Genomic DNA, 20,567 nt, shown 5'->3' with positions numbered 1-20,567 from the left:
CTTTACGCGCAACGAAAAAGGCCGTGGCGCGTCAACCTATTTAAGGACGAGACACAGACAGGTTGTCACCCGGCTGGCGCCTACTCGCCTTGCGCAGGTTCAGGCAAGAACAGCAACACAATCAAGCCAGCCAACACGATCACCGCGCCGGCCGCAAATATATTGGCGATCGCGTGCCGATAGACCGCCACCGTCACTGCCTGCAAGGCTGGGGCCATCGTGGCGTCACGAGTGCCGGCTGCGGCCATCTCGATCCCATGCAGGTGAAGCTGGCGCGCGAGGATCGCCCCGGAACCGGTCACGCCAAGCAACCCGCCGAAAGAACGGAAAAAGGTCAGCATCGCCGTCCCCACGCCACGCCGCGACATTGGCAGGGCATTCTGCACGACAACGGTCATGTTTGGCATCACCAGTCCCAGCCCCATGCCCAGCATGAAGATCGCCGGTTCGATGACAAAATAACCCTGCCCGCTGTTCATGCCCCAGGCCAGCACGGCAAACGACACGACCGCCACGGACAGCCCTGCCAGCTGCACCTGCTTGTATTTGCCGGAACGCGCCAGCACACGACCGTTGAGCGTGGTCGACAGGATCATGCCTGCCATCATTGCCACCGTCATCAGACCGGAGTGTGCCGGGCTGATACCCATTACCAGTTGAAAGAACAGCGGGAAAAAGACACTGGCGCCCATCAGCCCCATGAAGGTCAGCACCATCACCACGCTGGCGATGTTGAACACGCGATTTTGGAACAGGTCCGGCGGCAATACCGGTTCGGCTGCGTGGCGCAGGTGAAATACCAGCCAGCCCCCCAGCGCGACGGTCAGGACGGCGCATACCTGGATTTCCGGCCCATCCCAGGCCCATTCAGTGCCGCCCAGCGCCAGCATGAGCAACAAGCTGACGATGGAGCCGGTGAGCAGCACCGAACCGAGGTAGTCGATGCGATGCGCATGGGTGCGCACCGGCTTGTGCAGCGAGCGCGCGATGGCGTAAAACGCCACTCCGCCCAACGGAAGATTGATGTAAAAGATCGAGTGCCAGGACAGCAGGTCGGTCATCACACCTCCCAGCACCGGGCCGAGCACGCTGGTGATGGCAAATACCATCGCAATCATGCCCTGCCGCCTGGCGCGCTCCTTTGGCGGCACCAGGTCGCCGATGATGATCTGCGCCAGCGGCATGAAGCCGCCGGAACCAAGTCCCTGGATGGCGCGGCAGACGATCAGTTCCGTCATGTTGCTGGCCAGGCCGCACAGTGCGGAGCCGAGCAGGAAGGTAATCAAGGCCGTAAAGATCATCGGCCGCCGGCCGTACTGGTCGGCCAGCTTGCCATACAGCGGCATGGTCGCGGTGGAGGCCAGCACGTACGCGGTGACCACCCACGACAGATGCGCCATGCCACCCAGATCGCTGACGATGCGCGGCAGTGCGGTCGCGACGATGCTCTGGTCCAGCGCGCCCAGGCCCAACACGACCATGAGGGCGAGATAGACGTTACGGATTTCGCGTTCCGAAGTGGGCGCTGCCGCTTCCTTGGGAGAGGTGATTTGGGTCATGGTGTGCCGATGATGTTCAGTGGTTCGATGGCTGCGGCGAGCGCATCCAGCGCCGAACGCCGGCTGGCGGTTCAACTTGGGGCCGGCTCGCTTCCGGCACTTTAGCAGCGATTTGTCCAGTTTGGCACCACGCAACGCTTCGCCCGGGCGCAATCGAACAAGGTCCGCGTGGCAGTCGTCGCGCAACCTTGAGAAAGGGTTTCAAAACCGGGCCACTACGAATGTCTTAACAAAAGCGCCAACCCATGCCGGTTGACGCTTTTGTTTTTGGCGTTAGAAATCCTGGCGTCCGGTCCATTTCTCTTCAGCCCAAGCTTCATCGTTTTTCATTTGCCAGGCAGGATTTAACGTATTTCTATCACAACATCACACTCAGCCTCAAAAAATTTTCCTTTCAGGAATCATTCACGATATACAATATTCAATAACTAAAGAGCAATACATGATGGCGAGATTGAAAGGAAAAGCGTGGCAATTATTGACCGGGTTAAATGGGATGGCAGTCCCAACTTATTGGCGTGGAAATACCCGTCGCAGGAACTCTCCACCTGGACTCAGCTCATTGTCAATGAGTCGCAGGAAGCCTTTGTCGTACGAGGAGGCGTGTATGACGGCCCATTCGGCGCAGGTCGCCATACGCTGTCCACTGAAAACCTGCCGCTACTGCGGGAACTGATCGGCATTCCCTTCGGCGGAACCTCCCCTTTCAGTGCCGAAGTCTGGTTCGTCAACAAGGTCACCAACCTCGACATCCGCTGGGGCACGCCGGATCCCATTCAGCTGGAGGATCCAAGATACAAAATTATGGTACCGGTACGCGCATTCGGCCAATACGGGATTCGGATCGAAGAGGCGAAACGCTTCCTGCTCAAGTTGGTCGGAACCTTGCCCGGCTTCGATACCGACACCCTGTCCGATTACTTCCGCGGAGTCTTCATCACGCGCATCAAAACCGGCATCGCCAACGCGATTGTGCACAATGGCCAGTCAGTGCTGGAAGTCTCCACCCAGCTTGATCTGCTGTCGGACATGCTGAAAAATTCACTGACGCCCGAAGTCGCCGAATATGGCGTTTCCCTTTCCCAGTTCAATATTCATTCAATCAACGTCCCTGAAGAGGATGCCGCCGTCAAGACGCTCAAGGCGGCGTTGGCCAAACGCGCCGAGATGGGCATTGTTGGCTACAACTACCAGCAAGAGCGCAGCTTCGACGTCATGCAAACTGCCGCTGCCAACGAAGGCAGCGCTGGCACGCTGATGGGAGCCGGACTTGGCCTCGGCGCCGGTGTCGGTCTGGCGCCTGCCATGGGACAAACGTTTTCTCAGATAACACAGCAGATCCAACCAACTGCGACGCCGGCGCCCGCGCCGGAGCCGCCCCGCCCGGCCGCACCGGCCATTTCGCCATCGGAACGGATCCAACTGCTGAGAGACCTTGGCGAACTACACACGCAAGGCATCCTCAGCGATGCCGAATTCGATTCAGAAAAACGCCGCATTCTCGGCAGTTAAACCGGCGCTCATGCGCATTTGTCTTCTGGAGGAAAAATATTGAACAGATCTTCCTGGTTGGGCCTGGCCGCCGCGGCTGCGGCCATCTCCGTCCTATTGCTTATTGCGATCCTGGTGCCGTCCGAACGGCAAACACCCGCGCTGCTGTGCGCCGCGATGTTGACGGCATTGGCGATCGTCTTCCTGTTCCTGTGGCCGCAAATCGGTCGGCACGATAGTGAGAGCGCACGCATGGCCATGGTCGGCGTCGTCGGCGGCCTGAGCCTCATGCTGCCGGCTGGCGCCGCTGCTTCGCTGCTGGCTGCACTTACCGGCCACGACACCATCTCGTTCGCGCTGGACGTGCTGGTCATCGGCAGCTTCGTCGTCGGCATCGCGCTTGCGCGGATCGGCGCGAATACCATCACCGAGCATGCGCAACTCGTCGATGTACCCAGCCAGCACGGCCAGTGGCAGACCCAGGTCGGCCAATTGATCCCGCTGTGCCCCGACGAAACAACCCGCACGCCGGTGGCCCGGCTGGCGGAAGCAATGCGCTATGCCGCGCGCGACATATCCGGGCAACACGGCCAGGAAAACGAGCGCATCAGCGCTGGCATCGTGGAACTGGAGCGGGCCTTGCGCGACAAGGAACGCGATGCCGCGCTGGTCACGATCGGCGCTATCGAGATCGCCCTGGCGCAGCGCGAGCTGGCCCTGAAGACGCAACGCAGCAAGGTGTAATCCATCAACGTCACCCGCCAAAATAACATGGAAGACCTAGTACAAGAAAAACTGACCTGCAGCGGTTGTGGCGCCAGCTTGGCATTTTCGCCCGGCGCCCAGGCCCTGAAGTGCCAATTCTGTCACGGCATCACGGAAATCGAACGCAAAAAAGACCAGCTCGACGACACCCCTAAAATGATCGTCCCGCTCACCGTTGAAAAGCGCGACCTCGAGCTTGCAGTCAATACACTGTTGGCCAGTGGCGACTACACACCTGACGATTTGGTGGAGGCGGCGGTCTTTTCCAAATTCGAGCGCTTCTATGTGCCAGCCTACATCTTTAAAGGCGAGTACGAAGCGAGATGGACGGCCTCGTTCGGCTACGACCGTACCGAGCATTACACCGATTTTGAAACGCAGGAATCAGACGGCAAATCGCAACAAGTGCCCGTAACGAGGATCAGGACGGTCACCGATTGGTCGCCGGCAAACGGGACCGATGTGGGTACGTTCTCAGTGATCGGCTACGCGGGCTCCCGGCTGGAGGGCAAGGTGGTCGAATTGGTTGAGGGCTGCGCCGGCGATGCGACAGAATACAAGAACTCGTTTACCAGCGGCTTCGAGATGGAGGCATTCGCGCTGACCAACGACGCGGTGTATGACGAACGCAGCGAGTCTCAAGTCAATAAAATCATCGACCACAGCGTGCAGTCGAACGCCCAGGGCGATTGCCAGCGGGACTGGCACTGGTCCGCCAAGATCGTCAAGGATGCGATTCCGGTGGCGTTTCCGGTCTGCCATGTTGTATATGAATACGATGGTAAGACCTATAACGTCTGGACCGATGGCACCAATACCCGCCGTCTGATCGCCGATCCACTGCCTCATGACAAAAAACGCGAGGTCGACGAAGCGGGTGGCTTCGCCCCAATGGTATATGCGCTCGGGGCGATGTTGCTGGCTGGGCTGCTGGGCGAGCCATCCAATTTATTCGGCGCCTTCTCCGGTACGACGCTCAGTGTGGTCGCCGTCGCCTGGGTCTTCGCCATGTGGCGTCGACAAATCATGGTGAACTATTCCCGCGCCCTGCGCTCGGCACTGCTGGCCGAAAAGACTGCCGCAAGCTCAAATTTGGCGCGGGTCGACGCAGTCGAAGGCGCCAAGCTGGCCGCGTCGTTCCAGCGGCCAGCCAAGCCTTGGCCGCTCGACAAAGACAAGAACAACATTGTCCTACTCATCGCTATCGTCGTGTTCACCGCGCTGGTGCTGCTCCTGCGGCCTGACAACGATCAACCTGTCACCGTTTCCGAAACACCGTCCGCGAGCCCACCGTCCGCAACCGCGCCCGAGTCTGAACCAGCTCCAGAAGCCACGCCGGAGCCTGCCGCAGCGGCACAGGAAGCGCCCGCGCCGGACCAGGAACACGAAGCACCTTCGGCCGCTTCCGAGCAGACGCATGCCGCCGCCGAGAGCGAGGCGGGGGCCCAGCCGGCCGCAGCGTTCCCACAAGCCAAAGCCAAAACGGATGAGTCGCGCAAGATCGCCCCGCTCCTGGAAATGTTGAACGCCGCAGGGCGTGCCGACTGGGATGCCGTCAACGCCCAAGTACAACTGATCCGTCATACACCTCCAGTGGCGCTGGGCGATCGCAAGGCCGCGCAAAATGCGACTATCGTCGGCCTGGCTGCTCTGGATCAAAATAATTATGCTGCGGCGATTGCCGCATTTTCCCGCGCCATCAAGGCCGACGCCAGCCACCTGGACGCGTACGACCACCTTGCCTTCACCTATCTGCAAACAAGAGCGTTCGCCTCTGGCCTGAACGTCTGCGCCAACGCCCTGCAAATCGAGCCGGAGCGAGCCTCAACATGGCTGACGATGGCGCAACTCTTGAGCCCGGCCGGCAATCGAACGTCAGCCATCGCCAGCCTGCGCCTGGCAGTTCACTTCAGCCCAAGCCGCCAGAGAACGATTGATTACCTGAACCGTATGTCGCAGTCGGACGATGACGAAGGGGTACGGGCGATTGTGGCCCAGGTGGTGCGGGAGTCCGCGAAAATTCCCTGACATACAGATGGCACTGGCAAGTGGCCGCAATTGGCCAAGACGCGCTGTTCGGCAAACCTTGCTGGCCTCGTTCTTGGCGTAACCAAAGCGCGGCCAGCGTCCTTCGGTCATCTGTTGCAACCTCAACGGAGCAACCCGGGGAAGTCAGAAATCGTCTCGTGTTCCCCGGGAACTGCTTTCGTGCAAGCTGGCGAGCCATGCGCGCGGTGACATGCCAGCCCGGCCCTTGAACATGCGCGTGAAGGCCGGCTGATTGGTATAGCCGACCCGATGGCACACCGCTTTCACCGGAAGGCCTTTGCGCAACAAATCCTGCGCGACCGCGAGGCGGCGGTGGATCAGGTACTCGCCAGGCGGCATGCCGACCACCTGGTGAAAATACAAGGCGAATTTGCTGCGAGACATGCCTGCGATGCGTGCCAGGGCATCGAGCCGCCAGGTGCCCTGGGGTTCCTCATGAATCGCGCTGAGCACCCTGGACAGCCGCGGATCCGTCAATCCCAGCAGCGAGGCTGCGGTGAGACTACCGATGCGCGATTCGTGCCGGATCAACTGGATGACGAGCACGTCGCACAACCGGTCCAGTATCACGTCCTGTCCGGTTTCATGCAGGTCGGCCTCGTGGAACAGCAGATCCACGATGCCTTTCATGGTGCTCGATTCGTGCAGCGGGTGCCTCAGGATTTCCGGCAAGGCACGCACCAGCAAGTTCTGATTCCCGCCTTCGAAGAAGATATTCGCGCACAACAGGCGCGCCGATTTTCCTACGGGGGCATGCAAGCGATGAGCCAATCCACGCGGATAGAAGAGCAGCGTCGGCATATCGATGCGCAATGCCGGTTGTCCCTCATACAGGAATTCGATGACGCCGGCCCGTATCAGGTGCAGCTGGCCGGTCTTCCCATCGCTGACAAAATCATTGGATCCGCAGAAATTATCGTTATAAAAGACATGCGAACTGATGCTATCGCGACCAATCAGGCGTGAGATCTCATCCATAAATCATCGTCGGTCACGAAACCTGTCCGAAACGGGCGGCGCCAGCTGACCCATGTTATTTCGGCTGCCTGGCTCCCGGCGCACCGCGCATCAGTTCTCATGTTTGCATTAGCGGGGCTGGCGCGCACCGCGCATTGCAATCAGAACTCTTCCCAGCCATCGGAACCGGCGCCGGCATTGGCGCTTGCCGTGGGCCGCTTCGTGACAGCAGCTATCTTGGCCGGCGCCGCCTTTCGCGGTGCCAGCGCGGCCACCGGCTGCGCAACCTGGCGCGTCACCGGCTGTGCCTTCGCATGCTGCACGCCATCCAGCTTGAAAACGCTGACGATCCGCTCCAGGTTGGCGGCCTGGTCCTGCATCGTCTGCGATGCTGCCGACGCTTCTTCCACCAGTGCCGCATTTTGCTGGGTGACGTGGTCCATTTCGCTGATCGCCTGGTTGACCTGCTCGATGCCGGCCGTCTGTTCGCGGGTGGCGGCGCTGATGTCGCCCATGATGTTGGTCACACGGCCGATGCTTTGCACGATCTCTTGCATCGTGCTGCCCGCCTGGTCCACCAGCTTGCTGCCAGCATCCACCTTTTCGACTGAATTGTCGATCAGTCCCTTGATCTCCTTGGCCGCCGCTGCGCTGCGCTGGGCCAGGGTCCGCACCTCGCTTGCCACCACCGCAAAGCCACGGCCCTGCTCGCCTGCACGTGCGGCTTCGACCGCCGCGTTCAAGGCCAGGATATTGGTCTGGAACGCAATGCCGTCGATTACGCCGATGATGTCGACGATCTTCTTCGACGAGTCATTGATCGACCCCATGGTCTCGACCACCTGCGACACCACCATGCCGCCCCTGCTCGCCACCTCGGAGGCCGACACGGCCAACTGGTTCGCCTGGTGTGCATTGTCGGCGTTTTGCTTGACGGTCGACGTCAGTTCCTCCATCGACGATGCGGTTTCTTCCAGCGAACTGGCTTGCTCCTCGGTCCGGGAAGACAGGTCGAGATTGCCACTGGCGATCTGGGTGGACGCGGTGACAATGGTCTCGGTTCCCACGCGTACTTCCGTAACAATGCTTGCCAGGCTGTCGCGCATGTCGCGGATTGCGTGCATCACGCTGCCCGGGTCGTTCGACGTCGGGCGCACGTCGACCGCCAGGTCGCCGGCGGCGATTTTACCGGCGATTGCCGCGACATGCTTCGGGTCACCGCCAAGCTGGCGCGTGAGCAGGCGCACCAGCAGGAAGGCGGCGGCGGCGCCGATCGCCATACAAGTTATCAGCAGCGTAATGAGCAGGGTGCGCGACGACTCGTACAGGTCGTCGCCGTGCAGATTCGCCTGGCGCGCTCCTTCGTTGTTGATATCGACCAGCTTGTCGATGCTGTTGGAGATGTCGGCGGTGAGCTGCGACGATTCGCCCCGCAGTGCCGCCTTGGCTTCGGCATCCTGGTGTGCGCGCGACAGGCGGATGATTTGCGGGACGATCGACTGGTAGCGCGTCCACATCTGGACGAAATGATCGTATTCCGCCTTTTCTTCAGGAGAGGTGATCAACGGGATATAGGTCTGCTGGTTTTTCTTGATGGCGGCTTCATATTCCGCCATCTTTTGTTCATACCGCGCCATGCTGGCCTCGTTTTCGGACAGCAGGTGCTGCCCGATCTGCGAACGATGGCGGGCGAAATTGGCCTTCAGCTCCAGCACCACGCGTACCGACGGCATCCAGTTGGTCGCAATGTCGGTTCCGGTGGCGTTGACCCGCTCCAACTGGATGATCGAGACGACACCGACCAGCGTGGTCAACGCCAGCACGGAAATGAACCCAAGCGCAAGCTTGGTGCTCAACAGCAAATCGTGAAACCATTTCATTCATTATCTCCCTATGTAAACGACACTAGAACCGGGTGATCGAAGAGCCGATCACTCCAGTCGATTTATATTTATTTGCAAATGCACCAGGCACGCCTGGACCGTGGCGCGTGGTGTTTCGGGGGCAGGATGGCGGGCCTGAATTCAGGCCGACAGAGTCAAACCTCAGTGCACAATCGCTTTACGCTGCCAGCCGATCGATCAAGCCCATCTCGGCCGACGACATCAGTTTGTCGATGTCGAGCAGGATGATCATCCGCTGGTCGAGCGTTCCCAGGCCGACCAGGGGGCCGGCATTCAATGCCGTGCCCATGTCCGGCGCCGGCTTGATCTGGTCCGGCGCCAGCGTAATCACATCCGACACGCTGTCGACCACCATGCCAATCACGTGGCCGGCGACATTGAGGATGATGACCACGGTGAACTGGTCATAGACCGGCTTGCCGAGATTGAACCTGATGCGCATGTCGACGATCGGCACAATCCGGCCGCGCAGATTGATCACGCCTTTAATGAAATCAGGGGCGCTGGCCATGGCCGTCACAGCCTCGTAACCGCGGATTTCCTGCACCGTCAAAATATCGATTCCGTATTCTTCGGCACCCAGCCTGAATGCCAGGACTTCCTGTCCTTCCGGGGCTTGGTTCTCATCTTGCATGACGTTCCTTTTTGTTTAGCTTGCCCCAGCATGGAGAGCGATGCGTGGACGTGGCCGCCTGCCGCTGGGGAAGGGGCAGCAATGCTGAAAAAAAATTTCCAAAATGCAATCAACTTGCGGGAGGAAATGTACTTGAATTGCAATACAAAAAGTTTGCCGAAAATCCGCAATACTTTGCCGATCGTCCCCCGGCGAGGCGCCTGCCAAGTTATTGATAGGCAAAATCTATTGCACGCTGTCGAAAAATCTTACAGATCGGAAGGTTTTTTTTCCGACGCGACAAATTTCCAAAAGGAATTCAAATACATACGTTGATGGCACGAAAAATGCTCATACGAAATCACCGGCGTATGCAGCCCCGTTAATCCGGGCCAGGCCGTTTCGTTTTGGGCAGTCCCCGCACACGGGTCATCCCCCGTCGTTCGGACGACGTCCTTCTTATCCAGACTGGAGGCGTATCGCATGTATAAGAAAGCCATCACCGCCCTCGCCTTATCGGGCATATTCGCGTCGGCCCATGCCGACATCCTGTTGCAGCAAAATTTCGACAACGTCGGCGGCCTGACGGCCGCAGGCTGGGTGATGACCAACGCCAGCACACCAGGTGGCCTGACCACCACCTAGTTCCAGGGCGCGCAGAACATCTTCACCTCCCACGACGGCGCTCCCAATTCCTACATTGCGGCCAACTACAATGCCGCGCCGGCGGGCGGCTTCATCAACAACTGGCTGATCACGCCGGAGTTCTCGACCACCGGCCCGGTCACCGTGTCGTTCTGGCTGCGGGCGCAGTTCTATCCCGACACCGCTGACGAGATTGCCTTCGGCTTCAGCCAGGGCGGCAAGCTGCTGTCCGACTTCACCATGAGCGCCTCGTTCACCGCACCCACCAACGGCTGGACCCTGTACACGGTGAACCTGGGCGGGACCGGCGCCGCCACCACGGGCCGCTTCGCCATCCAGTATGCAGGCGCCGCCGACACGATGAACTACATCGGCATTGACACCCTGACGGTACGCACCGGCGACGTGCCGGAACCGGCCACCGCGCTGATCCTGGCCAGCGGCCTGATTGGCATGGCTGCGGCGCGCCGTCGCCGGCGCACCTGAGGTTCGAGCCCGAACATTAGTTCCGCAGAACAACAACAATCAGGAGATCCCCATGTTTAAAAAAGTGAAATCGGGCCATTGGCTGGCAGTTGCGCTCGGCCTGACCCTGCTGGGCGGCCTGCCGCTGGCCGCCAGCGCCCAGGAAATTGGCAGCGAACCGGCAGACCAGCTCACCGTGGTGCGCGATGGCGCCACCGGCAAGCTGCGCGCGCCGACCAGCGAGGAACTGCAGACCCTGCACAAGTCCGGCGCCCGCAACCGGATGCGCGCCTCGCCGGCGCCGACGCTGCAGAAGTTCCACCCGAACGGCGCGGTCGGCGTGCGCCTGAACGATGAGTTCATGACCCAGGCAGTGGTGACCCGCACCGCCGACGGCAAGCTCGTGAAGCAGTGCCTCGAGCCTGGCCACAACGGGCAAGCGCCGCACCCCGCCCACACCATCCTTCAACCGGTAACGGAGTAAGCCATGCGGACCAAGACCACTATGCACAAGATTGCCCGTCCGCTGATCATGGCCGCCTGCGCGCTCGCCTGCGTGGGCGCGCATGCCGCCAAGATCGACATCAAGAGCCGCGACCCGGCCGGCAAGGGCTTCAACGACCCGACCCCGGTGGCGCCGGTCGGCGGCAACCCCGGTACCACCCTCGGCGAGCAGCGCTGGAACGTGTACAAGTACGTCGCCAAAGTCTGGGAAGACGCGCTGCAAAGCGACGTCACGATCACCGTCAGTGCCGGCTGGGAAGCGCTCACCTGCACCTCCAGCTCGGCCGTGCTGGGCAGCGCCGGCGCCTATAACCTGTGGCATGACGCCCCGGGCAGCCAGCCCCAGACCTGGTATCCGCAGGCGCTGGCCAACAAGCTGGCGGGCGTCAACCTGAGCGAAGGCCAACCCGACGACGGCAGCGGCTACGCCAACGTCGACATCAAGACCCAGTTCAACATGAACCTCGGCAACCCGGGCTGCCTGGACGGCTCGCCGTTCTACCTGGGCCTGGACGGCAACGCCGGGACCAAGGTCAACTTCGTCGAGACCTTGCTGCACGAACTGGGGCATGGCCTGGGCTTCTCGGTCCTCAGCGTCCAAACCTCGACCGGCTTCCGCATCAACGCCGCCGGCAACGCCTATGTCTCGAGCGGCGGCCTGCCCAGCGTGTGGGAACAGTTCATGTACGACAACACCGCGAAGAAGACCTGGCTCAACATGACCTCGGCCGAACGCAAGGCGTCCGCGATCAACCCGCTGCAGCTGGCATGGAACGGGCCGAACGTCGTCGCCGGCGCGACCATGCTGTCGCACATGCCGATGATCAAGCTCGAATCGCCGGCGCCCGGCGGCTCGCGCCTGATCGACTATAACGCGTCCGCATTCGGGCCCGCGATCAACACGCCGAGCCTGGCAGGGGCGGTGGCAGCAGTGGCGACCCAGGCAGGCGAACTGGGCAACGCCTGCAGCCCGTTCAACGCCGCCAACGCCGCGGCGGTGGCCGGCAAGGTGGCGCTCATGAGCCGCGGCGGCTGCACCTTCGCCGAGAAGGTCAAGAACGCCCAGAACGCGGGCGCGGTCGCAGCCATCCTTGCCAACAACGTGGCTGGCGCGTTCGTGCCTGGCGGCAGCGACCCGACCATCACGATCCCGTCGGGCGGCATCCTCCAGTCGGACGGCGATGCGTTGAAAGCGGCAATCACGGCGGCGGTGCCTTACGGCGGCCGCGGCAACCCGGGCTTGGTCATCGCGTCCTGGTCCAGCGATCCGGCACGCATCGCGGGCGCGGACTCGGCTGGCCGGCCGCTGCTGTACACACCGAATCCCCTGGTCTCGGGTTCCTCGGTGTCGCACTGGGACGTGACCGCCACCCCCAACCTGTTGATGGAGCCAAACATCAACTCGGATCTGGGCATCGAGTTGATGCCGCCGAAAGACCTGACCCTGCCGTTGCTGAAGGACATCGGCTGGTAAGTCCTGCATGACCCACAAAAGCCGCACCGAGCCAAGCCCGGTGCGGCTTTTTATTTGGGACTATAATTTTTCTTTTGCGCGCTGGCCGGCGCGCCGCCTGTTCGCCTCGCCCCGGCCCTGCGCCGCCTGCAGAAAACCCATGTTGCCTCCACGAGCATTTCTGTTGCCGCTTGCGCTTGGCGCGGCCATTTTGACCGCCGTGCCGGCCCATGCGCGCAGCGCGCCTTCGCTTGTCCAGCTCATCAATTCCTATCGCGCCAGCCCGGGCTTCTGCGAGGGCCGCCCGGCCGCGCCAGTCAAAGCGCTGCAGCCGGCCGCAGCGCTGGGCCATCTGCGCCTGGGCAGCGGCAGATTTATCGCACTGGAGCTGGAGAAAGCCGGCTACCGGGCCGAACGCGCGAGGGTCATTTCAGTTACCGGTCCGCAAGATGAGGAAGCGGCAATGGCCACGATCGAGCACAAATACTGCCGCGCTCTGTTGAGTACCGAGTTCACCAACGTGGGCACCGCCCGCAGCGGCGACCATTGGCTGGTCGTGCTGGCCGAACCCGAAGAGCCGCGCTGCCCGGCTGGCGCGAAGGCGGGGAAACAGTGCGCGGCGCCGTGAACGCCGCGCACCGCGCTACTTAGCGACCGGGATTACCAGAAGATGACGCGCTCTTCCGGCGGCAGGTACATCTTGTCGCCCGGCTTGACGTCGAACGCTTCATAAAAGCCCGGGTGGTTGCGCAGGCTGCCGTTGACGCGGAATTCGGACGGCGAATGCGGATCGGACTTGACCTGCGCGATCAGGGCGGCATCGCGCGCCTTGCCGCGCCGTGCCTGCGCCAGCCCCATGAAGATGCGCTGCTCGGCGGTGAAGCCGTCGATCACCGGGGCCGGCTTGCCTTTGAGCGAGATCTTGTAAGCGCGGCTGGCCATGATCGCGCCGGCGTTATCCGCGATATTTTCGCCCAGGGTCAGCTCGCCGTTGAGCGTATAGCCCGGCACCGGGCTGTACGCCCCGTACTGCTGCACCAGCATCTTGCCGCGGGCGGCAAACTTCTCGCCGTCTTCCTTGGTCCACCAGTTGCGCAGGTTGCCATCGCCATCGAATTGCGAACCCTTGTCGTCGAACGCATGGCTGATTTCGTGGCCGATCGAAATGCCGACCGCGCCGTAGTTAATCGCCGGTTCGGCGTTCGGATCGTACAGCGGATACTGCAGGCGCGCTGCCGGGAACACCACTTCGTTCAGCCCCGAACTGTAATAAGCGTTCACGGTCTGCGGCGTCATGCTCCAGACGTTACGGTCAACCGGCTTGCCCAGTTTGTTGATGCCATACTGGTGCGCGAATTCACGCGAGCGCATCACGTTGCCGACCAGATCGCCGGGGACGACCTTCAGCGCCGAATAATCGCGCCACTTGTCCGGATAGCCCACTTTGACGTTGATCTTCGCCAGCTTGAGCTGTGCCTGTTTTTTCGTTTCAGGGCTCATCCAGTCGAGCGTCTCGATACGCTCCTTGAACGCGGCCAGGAAGTTATTCACCATCTCCTTGACCTGGGCCTTGCGCTCAGCCGGGAAGTGATGCTGCACGTAGACCTTGCCCACCACTTCGCCCAGGTCGCGGTTGACCTCGGCGATCGCGCGCTCCTCGAGCGGACGGTTCACCTTCGCGCCCGACAATACGCCGCCGCGGAAAGCGAAACTCTCGTCGACAAATGGCTGCGACAGGTAAGGCGCGTAGGCGCTGAGCAGGTGGTATTCAAAATAGGACTTCCAAGCCTCCAGTGGCGTGTTCTGGATAATCTTGTCCAGTTCGGCCAGGTAGCCCGGCTGCCTGACGATGACCTCGTTTGCCTCGTGCGCGACCCCGGTATCCTTCAGAAAACTGGCCCAGTCGAAATGCGGCATCAGCGCCTTCAGTTGCGCGATCGTGAGTTTGTTGTAGGTCTTGACCGGATCGCGGTTGTCGACCGCGCTCCACTGCGCTTTGGCGATATCCATTTCCAGCGCCACGATTTGCGCAGCTTCGGCAGCGGCATTTGCATGGCCGGCCAGCGCCAGCATGTTCTGGATGTGGACCTGGTATTTGGCGCGGATGTCCGCCAGGCGGGCATCGTTGGCGGCGATGTAATAGTCGCGATTGGGCATGCCCAGGCCCGACTGGCTGATTTGGACGATATACCGGGTTGATTCTTTCGCGTCCTGACCGACGCCGATGCCCAGCGGCCCGCCGGCGCCGATCTTTGTCAAATGCGCGGCCAGCGTGCCGATCGCGTGCTTGTCCTTGACGCCGGCGATACGTGCCAGTTCCCCCTTGAGCGGCGAGAGGCCCAGCGCATCCCGATGCTGCTGGTCGATGTAGCTGCTGTAGAAATCGCCCATCTTCTGGGCGTCGGAACCGGTCTTCTTGGTCTTGTCCGCCGCGGCCTGCTCGATCAGCGTGCGGATCTGCTTTTCCACGCTTTCCTGGACGATGTTAAATGCGCCCCAGGACGAGCGGTCGGACGGAATATCCACGTCCTTGAGCCAGGTGCCCTGCGAATAGCGGAAGAAGTCGTCCTGGGCACGGATCGCCTTGTCCATCGAATCGACGTCGACGCCAGCACGCTCGCCCACGACTGCCGCCGCGGCGACGCTTGGGTTCGCTGTTGCATCGACCGCGCCGGCGTGGGCAAAGCCGGCAAACAGTCCGACAATCAGGGTGCTGCACAAGGTACGCTTCATTTTTTTTCTCCGTTAATGATGGGAACAGCAAGAACCCGCCCGATGCTAGAGCAAAAGATTCAACATGCCAAGATTACGGATGGTAAAACTAAAAGCGCAACCTGCCGTCAACCCCGCGTGCTCAGCGCCGGAAAATCCACAGCAGGAGCGAGAGCACCAGCGAGATGACGATGCAGGTCACAATCGGGAAATGGAAGCTGAAACCGTCCCGGACGATATGGATGTCACCGGGCAACCGCCCAAGGGGCAGCTTGCGCAGCCACGGCCAGATCAGGCCAGCCACGACCAGCACGATCCCCAGCACGATCAGTGCACGCTGCATTGCGACTCAAAAGCCCGACAGCACGATCTTGCCGCGCGACTGCCCGCTTTCCAGCAGCTGGTGCGCGCGGCGCAGGTTGGCCGCGTTGATCGTGCCAAAGTGCTCGGCAAGCGTGGTCCTGAGCACACCGCTGTCGACCAGATCGGCGATCCGGTCGAGGATGTGGTGCTGCTCGATCATGTCCGCGGTCTGGAACATCGAACGCGTGTACATGAACTCCCAGTGCAGCGAAATGCTTTTGCGCTTGAGCTTCTTGATGTCGAAGCTCTCCGGGTCGTCGATGATGCCCAGCTTGCCCTGCGGCGCCAGCGCTTCGGCCACCTGCGGCAGGTGGGTGTCGCTGTGGGTCAGGCTGGCCACGTAGCGCACGTGGCCGATGCCCACGTCCACCAGCTGCTGCAGCATGTCGCGGTTGTGGTCGATGACGTAGTGCGCGCCCAGTTCGCGCACCCATTCCTGGGTCCGTTCACGCGACGCGGTGCCGATCACCACCAGCGCGGTGAGCTGGCGCGCCAGCTGCACCATGATCGAGCCGACCCCGCCGCCGGCGCCGATGACCAGGAGCGGGCCGGGCTGCGCGGCCTTGTCCTGTGCCACCTGCAGGCGGTCGAACAGCAGCTCCCACGCCGTCAGGCTGGTCAGCGGCAGCGCCGCCGCTTCCTCGAACCCCAGGCTGCTGGGCATGCGCCCGACGATCCGCTCGTCCACCAGGTGCAGTTCGCTGTTGGTCCCCGGGCGCAGCAGCGTACCCGCATACATGACCCGGTCGCCCGGCTTGAACAGCGTCACATGCCCACCCACTTCGCGCACCACCCCGGCCGCGTCCCAGCCCAGCACCCGGTATTCGCCATCCAGCGGTCCGGCGCTGCGGCGAATCTTGGTATCGACCGGATTGACCGACACCGCGCGCACCTCGACCAGGATGTCGTGGCCGCCGGGGCTTGGCTCGGGCAGCTCGATGTCGAGCAGCGCTTCGGGGTGGTCGATCGGGTAAGACTTGCGGTAGCCAACGGCTTTCATAAGCTCTCCTTCATGTGCCGGCGCAGCCTGCGGTTCCCGACCGGCCGATCCTAGCATGGCGTGCGTGCGCGCCCCGCCCGATTGGCCACGGCGCTGCGCGCCCAGCCGCGGCCAAGGCCATCCGTGCCCGGCTTTGCCCTGGCGCGGCCCACGCGTGCGATGATGCGCTTTTGTGCTTGAACTCCCGACCATGCAGGCCACACGATTGACCACTTTCCTCCAGCGGCTGGGGCGTCCCGGCGGCGCGCCCGCGATGCTGCTGTGGGCCGCCCTCGCCGGACTGCTCGGGGCGCTGGCGACGATCGTGTTTCGCGACGGGCTGGCGTTGATGCAGCGGCTGCTGGTCGGCCACAGCGGCTCGCTGGTCGAAATGGCCGCCGCCCTGCCGTGGCCGGTGCGCATCGTGCTGCCCTGCGCCGGCGGCGTGGTCGCCGGCCTGTTCCTGGTGCTGGCCAAGCGCTGGGCCGACGCCACCCCGCCCGACTACATGGAAGCGATCGCCTCCGGCAACGGCCAGGTCCCGGTTCCGCAGACGCTGTTAAGAAGCGCCTCCTCGCTGTGCACGATCGCATCCGGCGGCTCAATCGGGCGCGAAGGATCGATGGTGCAGTTAGCTGCCATGGCCGCCTCGCTGATCGGGCGCTGCGCGCGCTTCGACACGGCGCGCCTGCGCCTCCTGGTCGCGTGCGGCGCCGCGGCCGGCATCACCTCGGCCTACAACGCGCCCATCGCCAGCGCCTTTTTCGTGACCGAGATCGTGCTCGGCACCATCGCCATGGACAGCCTGGCGCCGATGATGGTCGCGTCGGTGATGGCCAACATCACCATGCGCCACATGCCGAACTATAAGCCGACCTACGAAATGCCGCCCTTCCCCGACGTCACCGGCGGCGAGGTGCTGCTGTTCGCGCTGCTGGGCATCCTGGCCGGGCTGACCGCGCCGCAGTTCCTGCGCCTGTTGGCCACCGCCCGCCGCCAGTTCCAGAAGAGCGCCCTGCCGCTGCCGGCGCGCCTGGGCCTGGGGGGCCTTGCGGTCGGGATCATCTCGGTATGGCTGCCGCAGGTCTGGGGCAATGGCTACAGCGTGGTCAACTCGCTGCTGCACCATCCGTGGGCGTGGGAAGCGGTGCTCGCGATCCTCGTGTTCAAGGTGCTCGCGACCCTGTTCACGGTCGGCTCGGGCGCGGTCGGCGGCATCTTCACGCCCACGCTGTTCGTCGGCGCCACGCTTGGCTACCTGTTCGGCCAGGGCGTGCACGCGCTGCTGCCGGAGCTGACCGCGGCGCCGTCGGCCTACGCGATCGTCGGCATGGCCGCGTTCCTGACCGCCGCCACCGGCGCGCCGATCATGGCGATCCTGATGATCTTCGAGATGACCCTGAGCTACCAGGTGATGCTGCCGCTGATGCTGGCCTGCGTGATCGCCTGGCTGCCCGGACGCGGCACCGGCCTGTCCATGTACGAAATCACCCTCAAGCGCCAGCAGGAATACCAGGCCAGGGCCCGCCTGCGCGGCACGCTGATGCAAGACCTGATCAGGCCGGCGCAAACCGTGGTGGCGCAGGACGCGTCCCTGGCCCGGATGATGGACATGTTCCGCGCCCATCCGGTCAAGTACCTGTACGTGGTCGACGCCAACGGCCGCTACCAGGGCGTGGTCGCGCTGCGCGACCTGGCCGGCGCGCCGGAGACAACGGTGGCGGCCGAGGTCTTGCAGCGCGACCAGTTGCCGCTGATTACGCCCGAAATGGCGCTGGACCAGGCGAGTAACCAGTTCCATCAACACCACGGCGAGCGGCTGCCGGTGGTGGCCAGCCTGGCCGATCCGCTGCTGCTGGGCGTGGTCTACAAAACGGCGCTGCTCGACGCCTATACCCGCCTGAGCCGCGAAGAATTTCCCGGCCTGCAATCGTAGTCCAGCCTGCCTTGATACCGGACAAAACGCCGTCGGTCGCACCTGTGCCACCATGGCATTCGGTTTCATTGATGAGGGGGGCAGATGACAGTCCCGGCACAGCCCGGCTACCGGCCGGACATCGACGGCCTGCGCGCCGTCGCCGTCCTGTCCGTGGTGCTGTACCACGGCTGGCCGCATGTCTTTGCGGGCGGCTTCATCGGCGTGGACGTGTTCTTCGTCATCTCCGGCTACCTGATCACCTCGATCATCATCGCGGAGCTCGAGCGGGGCCGCTTCACACTGGCGGGCTTCTACGCGCGCCGCATCCGGCGCATCTTCCCCGCGCTGCTGCTGGTGCTGGCCGCGACCGCCGGTTTTGGCTGGTATGTGCTGCTGGGCCCGGAGTTCCGGCAGGCCGGGCGCCATGTCGCGGCCGGCGGCGCTTTTGTATCCAACCTGCTGCTGTGGAGCGAGGCCGGCTATTTCGACAATGCAGCCGCCACCAAGCCGCTGCTGCACCTGTGGTCGCTCGGCATCGAGGAACAGTTCTATCTGCTATGGCCGCTGCTGCTGTGGCTGGTCCACCGGCGCGCCCGGAACTTCTTATTCCTGATCGGCCTGGTGTTCCTGCTGTCGATGGGCGCCAACCTCGCCCTGGCCGGCAGTGACGCGACCGCCGCCTTCTACTCGCCGGCCTCGCGCTTCTGGGAATTGATGGCCGGCGGCATCGGCGCGCACCTGCACCTGCGCCGCCAGCCGTGGGGGCCGCGCGTGCGCACGCAGGCATCGATCGCCGGCGCGCTGCTGCTGGCGGCTGGCCTGGTGCTGATCCGCCCGCACGACCCGTTCCCCGGCACTTGGGCGCTGCTGCCGGTGGCGGGCGCCTTCCTGCTGATCATGGCCGGGCCGGCGGCGCCGCTGAACCGGCTGCTGGGGCGAAGGCTGGCGGTGGGCATCGGCGTCATCAGCTATCCGCTCTACCTCTGGCACTGGCCACTGCTGTCGTTCGGCTACATCCTCAATGGGGACAAGCCGCCATGGCAGGTGCGCGTCGCCCTGGTCGCGGCCAGCTTCGTGCTCGCGTTCCTCACCTGGGCCCTGGTGGAGCGGCCGCTGCGCCATCGCGCCCCGCGCGCCCGGCTGGTGACGGGGCTCGCGGGCGGCATGCTGGCGGCGGTACTGGCGGGCGTGCTGGTGGGCGCCGGGGCGATCCGCGAACGCATCGATGCGCGCGGGGCCGAAACCTACCTCGACGCACTCAACGACAGCGACTTTCCCGGTCCCGGCTTCGCGCCCTACCGCTACCAGGGGGTGCTGTTCGAGATGGTGCGCAGCCAGGCGCCCGGCATCACCCTGTTCCTCGGCGATTCGGTGGTGCAGCAGTACGGCCCCTACATCGAAGCGACGCTGGCCGCGCAGCCGCGCAGCTACCGCTCGGTCATGTTCGCGACCGCCGGCAACTGCCCGCCGATCCCGCATGCCTACCCGCTGCCCATGGTGCGCAATGCGCTGTGCCAGCCGACGGTGCGGGCCGGCTATGCGTTCGCCGCGCGGCCCGAGGTCGACACGGTGGTGATCGGCGCCGCCTGGTATGGCTACTTCCTGGCGCACAGCGGCGGCCTGCTGTTCGATGACGGCCGGCGCCAGCTGGAATTTCCCGACCCGGCAGCGATGGATGCCGCGTACCAGGCGCTCGAGCAGGCGATCCGCGACCTCAGGCAACGCGGCAAGCGCGTGTTCCTGCTGCTGCAGCCGGCGATGGGGCCGGCTTTTGACCCGCGCAACATGATCACCGGCTCGCGCCTGGGCCGCATACGGCCGCTGGCCCGGATTGAACCGGTCAGGCTCGATCGTTTTCTGGCCGATAATGCCGGCCCACATGAGCGGCTTTCCGCGATTGCGCGAAGGGCCGGGGCTGAACTGATCGACCCCACCCGCTTCCTGTGCGCTGACAACGCCTGCCCGGTGCTCGGTCCGGACGGCGCGCCGGTCTACACCGATACCATGCACATGCGCCCCGCTTACAGCCGTGCGGCGGCCGGCTACCTGGCGCGCACCATTGCACGGGAGCCGGCGGTGGCGCAGCAATAGCTCGTCAAGCACTGAACACGAGACGGGTCGTTACGGCTTACCGGTAGGGTGGGCGGGTCTCCCGCCCACGCGTTCAAACCAAGCGCGAATAAACGGAAT

General features: G+C 63.2%; 18 protein-coding genes and 1 pseudogene. 12 read left to right on the top strand and 7 right to left on the bottom strand.

Features of this window, described 5'->3' with window-relative positions; genetic code table 11:
- Positions 1-80: 80 nt before the first annotated feature.
- Positions 81-1,559, bottom strand: a complete 1,479-nt coding sequence (locus E4O92_RS03815) for an MDR family MFS transporter (RefSeq protein ID WP_135188427.1) — start codon at positions 1,557-1,559, stop codon at positions 81-83.
- Positions 1,560-2,027: 468 nt separating this feature from the next.
- Between E4O92_RS03815 and E4O92_RS03810 the strand changes: the two genes are divergently transcribed.
- From E4O92_RS03810 to E4O92_RS03800, 3 genes are read left to right on the top strand one after another with little or no spacing between them, the layout of a single operon-like run.
- Positions 2,028-3,071, top strand: a complete 1,044-nt coding sequence (locus E4O92_RS03810) for an SPFH domain-containing protein (RefSeq protein WP_135188426.1) — start codon at positions 2,028-2,030, stop codon at positions 3,069-3,071.
- Between the two features lie 39 nt (positions 3,072-3,110).
- Entirely contained in the window at positions 3,111-3,794 is a 684-nt protein-coding gene (locus tag E4O92_RS03805) for a hypothetical protein (protein WP_135188425.1), read from the top strand.
- A gap of 27 nt (positions 3,795-3,821) precedes the next feature.
- Entirely contained in the window at positions 3,822-5,843 is a 2,022-nt protein-coding gene (locus E4O92_RS03800; protein WP_135188424.1) for a zinc finger domain-containing protein, read from the top strand.
- 144 nt (positions 5,844-5,987) lie between these two features.
- Here the strand turns inward: E4O92_RS03800 and E4O92_RS03795 are convergent, their stop codons facing one another.
- The 3 genes from E4O92_RS03795 to E4O92_RS03785 form a co-directional block, all read right to left on the bottom strand.
- Positions 5,988-6,842, bottom strand: a complete 855-nt coding sequence (locus tag E4O92_RS03795; RefSeq protein ID WP_135188423.1) for an AraC family transcriptional regulator — start codon at positions 6,840-6,842, stop codon at positions 5,988-5,990.
- 140 nt (positions 6,843-6,982) lie between these two features.
- Complete coding sequence (locus tag E4O92_RS25370; RefSeq protein WP_135188422.1) at positions 6,983-8,701, bottom strand: methyl-accepting chemotaxis protein; 1,719 nt, start codon at positions 8,699-8,701, stop codon at positions 6,983-6,985.
- A 181-nt stretch (positions 8,702-8,882) separates the two neighbouring features.
- Complete coding sequence (locus E4O92_RS03785; RefSeq protein ID WP_135188421.1) at positions 8,883-9,359, bottom strand: chemotaxis protein CheW; 477 nt, start codon at positions 9,357-9,359, stop codon at positions 8,883-8,885.
- Between the two features lie 44 nt (positions 9,360-9,403).
- On the opposite strand from E4O92_RS03785, the gene E4O92_RS24715 reads away from it, so the two are divergent.
- The 7 genes and pseudogenes from E4O92_RS24715 (at position 9,404) to E4O92_RS03765 (ending at position 13,033) form a co-directional block, all read left to right on the top strand.
- Positions 9,404-9,574 carry a hypothetical protein gene (locus E4O92_RS24715; RefSeq protein ID WP_167759684.1) on the top strand — a complete coding sequence of 57 codons (171 nt, stop codon included), beginning with the start codon at positions 9,404-9,406 and terminating at the stop codon, positions 9,572-9,574.
- 247 nt (positions 9,575-9,821) lie between these two features.
- Positions 9,822-9,983 (top strand): hypothetical protein, encoded by a 162-nt coding sequence (locus E4O92_RS24710; RefSeq protein WP_167759683.1) that lies wholly within the window; start codon positions 9,822-9,824, stop codon positions 9,981-9,983.
- A 12-nt stretch (positions 9,984-9,995) separates the two neighbouring features.
- Positions 9,996-10,364 (top strand): annotated as a pseudogene (locus E4O92_RS24970) (choice-of-anchor J domain-containing protein); the annotation flags it as partial.
- A complete protein-coding gene (locus tag E4O92_RS25305; protein WP_267873778.1) occupies positions 10,344-10,469 on the top strand; it encodes an IPTL-CTERM sorting domain-containing protein in 126 nt (41 codons plus the stop codon). The pseudogene E4O92_RS24970 and the gene E4O92_RS25305, both read left to right, overlap by 21 nt.
- A 52-nt stretch (positions 10,470-10,521) precedes the next feature.
- Positions 10,522-10,932 (top strand): post-PEP-CTERM-1 domain-containing protein, encoded by a 411-nt coding sequence (locus E4O92_RS03775; protein ID WP_135188420.1) that lies wholly within the window; start codon positions 10,522-10,524, stop codon positions 10,930-10,932.
- Between the two features lie 3 nt (positions 10,933-10,935).
- On the top strand, positions 10,936-12,426 hold the full coding sequence (locus E4O92_RS03770; RefSeq protein ID WP_135188419.1) for a PA domain-containing protein: 1,491 nt from the start codon (positions 10,936-10,938) through the stop codon (positions 12,424-12,426).
- A gap of 139 nt (positions 12,427-12,565) precedes the next feature.
- Complete coding sequence (locus E4O92_RS03765) at positions 12,566-13,033, top strand: hypothetical protein (RefSeq protein WP_135188418.1); 468 nt, start codon at positions 12,566-12,568, stop codon at positions 13,031-13,033.
- Positions 13,034-13,065: 32 nt separating this feature from the next.
- On the opposite strand, the gene E4O92_RS03760 is transcribed toward E4O92_RS03765, so the two are convergent.
- From E4O92_RS03760 to E4O92_RS03750, 3 genes are all read right to left on the bottom strand, one after another.
- Positions 13,066-15,138, bottom strand: coding sequence for a M13 family metallopeptidase (locus tag E4O92_RS03760; RefSeq protein ID WP_135188417.1), 2,073 nt, complete (start codon positions 15,136-15,138; stop codon positions 13,066-13,068).
- Positions 15,139-15,259: 121 nt separating this feature from the next.
- Positions 15,260-15,460 (bottom strand): DUF2905 domain-containing protein, encoded by a 201-nt coding sequence (locus E4O92_RS03755; RefSeq protein WP_135188416.1) that lies wholly within the window; start codon positions 15,458-15,460, stop codon positions 15,260-15,262.
- Positions 15,461-15,466: 6 nt separating this feature from the next.
- Positions 15,467-16,480, bottom strand: a complete 1,014-nt coding sequence (locus E4O92_RS03750) for a zinc-binding alcohol dehydrogenase family protein (protein ID WP_135188415.1) — start codon at positions 16,478-16,480, stop codon at positions 15,467-15,469.
- Positions 16,481-16,670: 190 nt separating this feature from the next.
- Between E4O92_RS03750 and E4O92_RS03745 the strand changes: the two genes are divergently transcribed.
- Together E4O92_RS03745 and E4O92_RS03740 are read left to right on the top strand one after the other, a co-directional pair.
- Entirely contained in the window at positions 16,671-18,395 is a 1,725-nt protein-coding gene (locus tag E4O92_RS03745) for a ClcB-like voltage-gated chloride channel protein (RefSeq protein ID WP_135188428.1), read from the top strand.
- An 84-nt stretch (positions 18,396-18,479) separates the two neighbouring features.
- Entirely contained in the window at positions 18,480-20,468 is a 1,989-nt protein-coding gene (locus E4O92_RS03740; protein ID WP_135188414.1) for an acyltransferase family protein, read from the top strand.
- The last annotated feature ends 99 nt before the right edge of the window (positions 20,469-20,567 follow it).

Source organism: Massilia horti, assembly GCF_004614195.1.
Taxonomy (GTDB): Bacteria; Pseudomonadota; Gammaproteobacteria; order Burkholderiales; family Burkholderiaceae_D; genus Telluria; species Telluria horti.
The sequence above is the reverse complement of the archived record's forward strand: the minus strand, read 5'-3'. Positions and strand labels throughout refer to the sequence as shown.

Bases quoted from the DNA above. Each gene is read 5' to 3' on its own strand.
- E4O92_RS03815 (WP_135188427.1), bottom strand. From the start codon at position 1,559: ATGACCCAAATCACCTCTCCCAAGGAAGCGGCAGCGCCCACTTCGGAA.
- E4O92_RS03800 (WP_135188424.1), top strand. From the start codon at position 3,822: ATGGAAGACCTAGTACAAGAAAAACTGACCTGCAGCGGTTGTGGCGCC.
- E4O92_RS03795 (WP_135188423.1), bottom strand. From the start codon at position 6,842: ATGGATGAGATCTCACGCCTGATTGGTCGCGATAGCATCAGTTCGCAT.
- E4O92_RS25370 (WP_135188422.1), bottom strand. From the start codon at position 8,701: ATGAAATGGTTTCACGATTTGCTGTTGAGCACCAAGCTTGCGCTTGGG.
- E4O92_RS03785 (WP_135188421.1), bottom strand. From the start codon at position 9,359: ATGCAAGATGAGAACCAAGCCCCGGAAGGACAGGAAGTCCTGGCATTC.
- E4O92_RS24710 (WP_167759683.1), top strand. From the start codon at position 9,822: ATGTATAAGAAAGCCATCACCGCCCTCGCCTTATCGGGCATATTCGCG.
- E4O92_RS25305 (WP_267873778.1), top strand. From the start codon at position 10,344: ATGAACTACATCGGCATTGACACCCTGACGGTACGCACCGGCGACGTG.
- E4O92_RS03775 (WP_135188420.1), top strand. From the start codon at position 10,522: ATGTTTAAAAAAGTGAAATCGGGCCATTGGCTGGCAGTTGCGCTCGGC.
- E4O92_RS03770 (WP_135188419.1), top strand. From the start codon at position 10,936: ATGCGGACCAAGACCACTATGCACAAGATTGCCCGTCCGCTGATCATG.
- E4O92_RS03765 (WP_135188418.1), top strand. From the start codon at position 12,566: ATGTTGCCTCCACGAGCATTTCTGTTGCCGCTTGCGCTTGGCGCGGCC.
- E4O92_RS03760 (WP_135188417.1), bottom strand. From the start codon at position 15,138: ATGAAGCGTACCTTGTGCAGCACCCTGATTGTCGGACTGTTTGCCGGC.
- E4O92_RS03755 (WP_135188416.1), bottom strand. From the start codon at position 15,460: ATGCAGCGTGCACTGATCGTGCTGGGGATCGTGCTGGTCGTGGCTGGC.
- E4O92_RS03750 (WP_135188415.1), bottom strand. From the start codon at position 16,480: ATGAAAGCCGTTGGCTACCGCAAGTCTTACCCGATCGACCACCCCGAA.
- E4O92_RS03745 (WP_135188428.1), top strand. From the start codon at position 16,671: ATGCAGGCCACACGATTGACCACTTTCCTCCAGCGGCTGGGGCGTCCC.
- E4O92_RS03740 (WP_135188414.1), top strand. From the start codon at position 18,480: ATGACAGTCCCGGCACAGCCCGGCTACCGGCCGGACATCGACGGCCTG.